This is a genomic window from Actinomadura sp. 7K507 (assembly GCF_004348425.1).
GTDB lineage: Bacteria > Actinomycetota > Actinomycetes > Streptosporangiales > Streptosporangiaceae > Spirillospora.
The window spans coordinates 24,163-31,261 of record NZ_SMKK01000099.1 but is presented as its reverse complement, the minus strand read 5'-3'; the positions used below and the strand labels follow the sequence as shown (position 1 = coordinate 31,261).

Sequence of the window (7,099 nt, the reverse complement as noted above, 5' to 3'; positions counted from 1 at the left end):
GGGCGGCAACGGCGAGTCCGACGGAGGGGGCGGCTACAGCGGCGGTGACTTCGGAGGCGGGAGCGACGGCGGGGGCGGCGGCTAGACGAGGTTGGCGACGAGTTCGGAGACCGGCTTGCGGCGGCCGGTGTAGAACGGCACCTCCTCGCGGGTGTACAGCCGCGCCTTCGAACCGCGCAGGTGGCGCATCAGGTCGACGATGCGGTGCAGCTCGTCGGCCTCGAACGCCAGCATCCACTCGTAGTCGCCGAGCGCGAACGCCGGGACCGTGTTGGCCCGGACGTCGGGGTAGTCGCGCGCCATCTTGCCGTGTTCGGCGAGCATGGCGCGGCGCTCCTCGTCCGGGAGCAGGTACCACTCGTAGGACCGCACGAACGGGTAGACGCACACGTAGTCGCGCGGCTCCTCGGCGGCGAGGAAGGCCGGGATGTGGCTCTTGTTGAACTCCGCCGGGCGGTGCAGCGCCAGCTGGGACCACACCGGCTCGCTGGCGCGGCCCAGCGCCGTGCGGCGGAACCGGGTGTAGACCTCCTGGAGGTCGTCGGACGTGGGCGCGTGCCACCAGAACATGAAGTCGGCGTCGGCGCGCAGGCCGGCGACGTCGTAGGCGCCGCGGGTCGTCACGTCCTTCTCGGCGGCCTGGTCGAGGAGTTCCTGGACCTCGGCCGCTTCCCGCTCGCCGAGCGTGCCCGGTTCCGTGACCCGGAAGACCGACCACATGGTGTAGCGGATGACGTCATTGAGTTCGCGTGCCTTCGGCTTGCCCGCCGGCTGCGTCATGGTCTGCTCCTTCTCGGCTGCGCAAATGGTCCGTTATCCGGGTGGCCGCCGCGCGCGCCGAGGCGATGCACGCGGGGACGCCCAGGCCGTCGTAGGCGGCGCCCGCGACGGCGAGTCCCGGCTGCCCGGCGACCGCGGACCGGACTCCGGCCACGCGGTCGGCGTGGCCGACGTTGTACTGCGGGAGGCCGCCGCCCCACCGGCTCACCCTGGTCTCGGCGGGCAGTTCGGCGACGCCGCAGGTCGCGGCGAGCTCGGCCATCGCGGTGGCGGTCAGCTCCTGATCGGTCTTCTGGAGGGTGTGCTCCTCGCCGAAGCGGCCGATGGAGCAGCGCACCGCGATGACGTCGGGGTCACGGTCACGCAGATGAGGCCATTTTACCGAGCTGAACGTGACGGCCTTGACCCCGCGTCCCCCGTTCTCCGGCGCGCTCTCCACGGCCGGGACGAGGTAGCCGCTGCCCTTCGGGAGGCGCGGGAACGCGGTGGCCCGGTAGGCGAGCGTGATGATCGCCATGCTGGCGTACTCGATGCCCTCCAGCTCGCGCGCCGCGGCCGGGACGTCGTCCTTGAGCAGCCGGGACGCGGGGGCCGCGGGCACCGCGATCAGCACGGCGTCGGCGTCGAGGTACTCGGGGTCGCGGGTGGGGCCGATGGTCAGCCGCCATCCGTCCGGGCGGCGGCGCAGTTCGCGGACCGTCGCGCGGGTCCGGATCGTCCCTCCGGCGGCGGCGATGTCGTCCGCGAGCAGGTGCGGGAGGGAGCCGAGGCCGTCCGGCAGTGTGGCGAACACGGGGCCGGGGTCCTTGGGCGCGGCGTCCCGGATGCCCTGGACGGCGTGGAGCAGCGAGCGGTGCGAGCGCGCGGCGGCGGCGACGGCGGGCACCGTGGAGTCGAACGAGAGCCTGTCGGCGAGCCCGGCGTAGACGCCGCCGAGCAGCGGCTCGACGAGGCGGTCGACGACCTCGCGGCCGACGCGGGCGGCGATGTAGCCGGCGACGGACACGTCGGCGCCGCGCGGCGTCTCGGGCAGGACGAGGTCGAGCGGGACGCGCGCCAGCCCGGCCGGGGACAGCACCTGGGAGGCGGCGAGCGCCCGCAGGTCGGACGGGACGCCCATGACCTGGCCGGACGGCATCGCGCGCAGCGCTCCGCGGCTGAGGATCCCCGAGGAGGTGGTGCCGGGGTTGACCAGGTCGTCGCGGCGGCCGAGGTCGGCGACCAGGTCGAGGCCCTCGGGGCGGCGGGCGAGCATCGACTCGGCGCCCTCGTCCACCGGGATCCCGGCGATCTCGCTGACCCGCAGCTTGCCGCCGATCCGCGGGGAGCCCTCCAGGACGGTCACTCGCACGCCGTCCCGGGCCAGCATGCGCGCGGCGGCGAGGCCGGCGATGCCGCCCCCGACGACGACGGCATGGGACCTGTTCATGTCCCCCAGCTTCCCAGACGTGCCGCCGGATCGCGCACCGGGGCGGCCGGAGCGGCGCCGGGCGGGTGCGTCCGATTTGTTGCCCGATTGACAAGATCTTCAAGACTACGCCAGTAGATACTGGCGCATATGAACCTCTGGAAGACCCCCCTCAAGGCCGCCGGCGCGCTGGCCGTCGCCTCCGTGCTGGCCGCCGGGCTCGCCTCTCCCGCCTACGCCGACACCCGCGGTGACTTCGAACGGGTGCCGCTGCCCTTCTTCTGGCCGAACAACTCCCTCGACGACGTCGACGCCGCCTCCTCCGACAGCGTCTGGATCACCGGACACCAGGGGGAGTTCCTCATCCCCACGGGCCCCTACACCGGCAAGGTCTTCCCCGGCAACCCGGTCGTGCGGCGCTGGAAGAACGGCGCCTGGGTCGAGTACGACCTCCAGGGACTGCCCAGCAACGGCACGATCACCGACGTCGACGCCGTCGGCCCCGAGGACGTGTGGATCAGCGGCGCCAGGTTCGGCGAGGGGGCGAACGTGACGGGCCCCTACGTGGCGCACTTCACCGGCTCCCGGTTCGAGGAGGTGGAGATGCCGCCCGGCGGGAGGGGCACCTCCCTCACCGCGAGCGCGGCCGGAGTCTGGGTGACCAGGAGCGGCACCGTCTACCGCCGGACGGGCGACGCCTGGACGCAGATCACCACCCAGCCCGACATCGTCACGGAGCAGGGCTACGTCCGGGCCGACGACGACATGTGGCTCATCGGCCGCCCCAGCCGAACCGACCGGACGCTCCTCGCCTACCACTGGGACGGGCAGACCTGGACGAGCGTCCCCTGGCACGAGCCGCCCGTCGGCGACACCGGCATCAGCGACATGGTCGCCCTCTCCCCCACCGACGCCTGGGCCGTCGGCACCAGCTACCGGACGTCGCCGGCCACGCCCGTCCTGATGCACTGGGACGGCACCGCATGGACGAGCGTCACACCACCGTCCGGTCTCAACGCGCTCACCAGGATCATCGAGGGCGAGGACGGGACGCTGTGGGCGCTCGGCCACTCGCTCGACGAGCCCGCCAAACCCGGCCTGCTCCGCTACAGCGGCGGAACCTGGGAGCGCGTCCCGACGACGGCCGTCCCGAACCGGACCAACATCTACGCGACCGCGCTGGCCGTCGTCCCCGGCACCGGCGCGCTGTGGACGCTCGGCGACGTCAACATCGGCGGGCCCGTCGTCCTCACCGACGGCTGACGTCCCGTGGGGGGATCACGGCCCGGACCGGTCCGGGCCGTGATCCCCCCACGAGCACGCTTTGTTGCCCGATTGACAAGATCTCCAATGACGTGCCAGTGAATACTGGCACGCATGAACTCCTGGAAGACTCCGCTCCGGACCGCCGGGGCGCTGGCCGCCGCCTCCGTGCTGGCCGCCGGGCTCGCCTCCCCCGCCTCCGCCGACACCCGCGGCGACTTCGAACCGGTGTCGCTGCCCTTCTTCTGGCCGAACAACAACCTCCACGACGTCGACGCCGCCTCCCCCGACAGCGTCTGGATCACCGGGGACCAGGGCTCGCTGTTCATCCCCACCGGCCCCGTCGACGGCATCACGATCCCGGGCAACCCGGTCGTGCGCAGGTGGCAGAACGGCGCCTGGGTGGAGTACGAACTCCAGAACCTGTCCAGCCACGGCACCATCGACGACGTGGACGCGGTCGGCCCCGAGGACGTGTGGATCAGCGGGACCAAGCACCACGACTCGGGCCTGCGCACCCCCTACGCGGCGCACTTCACCGGCACCGGCTTCACCCAGGTGGAACTGCCGGAGAGCGCACAGCAAGGCGGCGCCGACCTGCGGGCCGACGCCTCGGGGATCTGGCTCACCACCTACAACGGCTACTACCGGCGCGCGGGCGCCGCCTGGACTCGTCTCGCCACGAGCCCGGACGTGTACCGGCACACCTCCTATATCCGGGCGGACAACGACATCTGGGTCCTCGGCGCGCCTTCCCAGACCGAGACGACCTTGCTGGCCCGGCACTGGGACGGCCGATCCTGGCAGAGCGTCCCCATGCAGCAGCCCACGCCGTACACCGCCTTCACGGACATGATCGCCCTGTCCCCGGACGACGCCTGGGCGATCGGCATCGACCGCTACACGTCCCCGACCACGCCCGTCCTGATGCACTGGGACGGCACCGCATGGACGAGGGTCACGCCGCCGTCCGGCTTCAACGAGTTCAACAAGATCGTCCAGGGTGAGGACGGGACGCTGTGGGTCGTCGGGCACCTGACCGACGAGCCCGCCAAGCCCGGTCTCCTCCGCTACGGCGGCGGGGCGTGGGAGAGGGTCCCGACCACGGCGGTGCCCGGAAAGGCCGACTTCAACGCGTCCGCGCTGGCCGTCGTCCCCGGCACCGGCGCGCTGTGGACGCTCGGCAAGGGCGTCATCGGCGGTCCGGCGGTCCTCACCGACGGCTGAGACCGTCGCCGGGGTCACGGCCCGCCGCGGGCCAGGACCGTGACCCCGGTGTGCCCTCTTCGTGCCCGGATCGCGATTCGCCCCGAGGAACGGTGTTCCAGGTCACCTCGTCCAAGCCTCATGCGGATCGTGAGAAGCGTCAGGCATGTGACATGGGCGTTCATCGTCCTCCTGCTCGCCGGGATGCTGGCCGCCTGCGGGGGAGGCGACTCCGGCGGCTCGGAGTCGGCGGGCGGGTCGGCCGCCCGGGCCCCGGCCACGAGCGACACCCGGGAAGGCGGCGGGGACGGCGGCGGGGACGACACGTCCGGGAACGGCGAGGACGCCGGAACGCGGAAGAAGCCGCGGGCGCCCGCCGCCGAGCGCGAGGTCGTCCACTCGGCGGAGCTCCGGGTCAGGTCCGGTGACGTCAACGCCTCCGCCGCCAAGGCCAAGCAGCTGGTCATCGCGGCGGGAGGCTACGTCGAGCGGGAGTCCAGCAGGTCCGAGCCGGCCCGCTCGGAGATCGCCCTGAAGATCCCGTCCGGCCGTTACACCGAGCTGCTGAACCAGCTCGGCACGCAGCTAGGGACCAAGCTCGCGCTCAGCCAGGAGGCCGAGGACGTCACCGGCGAGGTCGCCGACGTGGAGGCCCGGGTGCGCTCCGCGGAGGCCACGCTCACCTCATTCCGCAAGCTCTTCGAGCGGGCCGGCTCGATCGAGGAGATCATCCGGCTCGAGGAGGAGATCTCGGAGCGGGAGTCCGACCTGGAGGCGCTGCAGGCCCGCCAGAAGTCGCTGAAGAACCGTACACAGTTCGCGACCGTGACCGTGACCCTGGTGGCCGAGTCCGCGCCGGACAAGGAGCCCGAGGACGACGGGTCCGGCGGGTTCGTCGGCGGGCTCCAGGACGGCTGGAGCGCCTTCACCACGTTCGTCGGCGGCCTCGCCATGGTGGTCGGCTGGCTCCTGCCGTTCCTCGTCACCGCCGCGGTGCTGGGCCTTCCGGTGCTGGCGTTCCGGCATCGCCTGCGCGACCGGTTCGGGAACGGCGCCTCCCCCGCGGGAAGCACGCCCCCGGCCGGCGGCGCCCCCGGGCCGGAGCCACAGCCGGAGCAGTCCGCCGTCGGCGCGGCCGAGAAGCCCGCACAGGGACGCCAGGAACCACCCCCGCCGCAGTAGGAGCGCGCCCCCGCTACCGCGCGTCTTCGGTGCTCGCCTCGTGGACGAGGTCCGTGAGGCGAGCCAGCACGTCCGGGTCCGTGGACGGCAGGACGCCGTGGCCCAGGTTGAAGATGTGGCCCTCGGCGGTGCGGCCGCGGGCCAGGACGTCGCGGGCCCTGCGCTCCACGGTCTCCCACGGCGCGAACAGGATCGCCGGATCGAGGTTGCCCTGCAGCGCCTTGCCGGGCTCGACTCGGCTGACGGCCTCGTCCAGCGGCACCCGCCAGTCGACGCCGACGACGTCCGCCCCGGCCTCGCCCATCGGGCCGAGCAGCTCACCCGTCCCGACGCCGAAGTGGATGCGCGGCACGCCGAGCGGCTCGACCTCGCTGAAGATGCGGCGGGTGTGCGGCAGCACGGACTCGCGGTAGTCCTGCACGGCGACCGCGCCGACCCAAGAGTCGAAGACCTGCACGGCGCTCGCCCCGGCCGCGACCTGCACCTTCAGGAACGCGATCGTGAGGTCGGCGAGCCGGTCCATGAGGTCGGCCCACAGCTCGGGCTCGCCGTACATCATGGCCTTGGTGCGCTCGTGGTTCTTCGAAGGCCCGCCCTCGATCAGGTACGAGGCGAGCGTGAACGGGCCGCCCGCGAACCCGATCAGCGGCGTCGTCCCCAGCTCGCCGACCAGGCCTTCGACGGCCTCCGTCACGTACGGGACGTCGCCCGGTTCGAGCGGGCGCAGCGCCGCCATGCCCGCCTCGTCCCGGATCGGGTCGGCGATGACCGGCCCGACGCCCGGCTTGATGTCGAGGTCCACGCCGATGGCCTTCAGCGGCACCATGATGTCGCTGAAGAAGATGGCCGCGTCCACCGAGTAGCGCCGCACCGGCTGCATCGTGATCTCGACGATCATGTCGGGGCGCGTGCACGACTCCAGCATCGGGACGCCCTCGCGCAGCCGCAGGTACTCCGGCAGCGAGCGCCCGGCCTGCCGCATGAACCACACGGGCGTGTGCGGCACCGGCCGCCGGCGGCAGGCCAGCAGGAAGGGGCTCGTGGCGGCCCCGCCGTCGCCGGGCGGGTTCACGGAGACGTCGTCGGAAGAGGAAGCGTCAGCGGTCACGCTGCGATGTTCCCACGAAAGCCCCCCGACCACGCACCGGGGGGCGAGCGGAGCTCGTCGATTGGAAGGTGGTGGGTGGGGGCTGGAGGACGGTGAACTTCCGGACACGCCGAGCGAAGTCCCGCATTCTGTCACCGGCGCGTGCGAACGTG

General features: G+C 72.6%; 6 protein-coding genes. 3 read left to right on the top strand and 3 right to left on the bottom strand.

The window, feature by feature from the left end:
- Positions 1 to 81: 81 nt before the first annotated feature.
- Both hemQ and hemG read right to left on the bottom strand, forming a co-directional pair.
- Positions 82 to 780 carry a hydrogen peroxide-dependent heme synthase gene (gene hemQ / locus E1285_RS22645; RefSeq protein WP_132155232.1) on the bottom strand — a complete coding sequence of 233 codons (699 nt, stop codon included), beginning with the start codon at positions 778 to 780 and terminating at the stop codon, positions 82 to 84.
- Entirely contained in the window at positions 737 to 2,209 is a 1,473-nt protein-coding gene (hemG, locus tag E1285_RS22640) for a protoporphyrinogen oxidase (protein WP_132155230.1), read from the bottom strand. The genes hemQ and hemG overlap by 44 nt, the downstream gene beginning before the upstream one ends.
- Before the next feature lie 129 nt (positions 2,210 to 2,338).
- Between hemG and E1285_RS22635 the strand changes: the two genes are divergently transcribed.
- From E1285_RS22635 to E1285_RS22625, 3 genes are all read left to right on the top strand, one after another.
- Entirely contained in the window at positions 2,339 to 3,451 is a 1,113-nt protein-coding gene (locus E1285_RS22635) for a hypothetical protein (protein ID WP_132155228.1), read from the top strand.
- A gap of 114 nt (positions 3,452 to 3,565) precedes the next feature.
- Positions 3,566 to 4,678 carry a hypothetical protein gene (locus E1285_RS22630; RefSeq protein WP_132155226.1) on the top strand — a complete coding sequence of 371 codons (1,113 nt, stop codon included), beginning with the start codon at positions 3,566 to 3,568 and terminating at the stop codon, positions 4,676 to 4,678.
- 129 nt (positions 4,679 to 4,807) lie between these two features.
- Positions 4,808 to 5,839, top strand: coding sequence for a DUF4349 domain-containing protein (locus tag E1285_RS22625; protein WP_165966708.1), 1,032 nt, complete (start codon positions 4,808 to 4,810; stop codon positions 5,837 to 5,839).
- 13 nt (positions 5,840 to 5,852) lie between these two features.
- Here E1285_RS22625 and hemE read toward each other — a convergent pair whose 3' ends face one another.
- On the bottom strand, positions 5,853 to 6,866 hold the full coding sequence (hemE, locus tag E1285_RS22620) for a uroporphyrinogen decarboxylase (protein WP_279510085.1): 1,014 nt from the start codon (positions 6,864 to 6,866) through the stop codon (positions 5,853 to 5,855).
- Positions 6,867 to 7,099 lie beyond the last annotated feature (233 nt).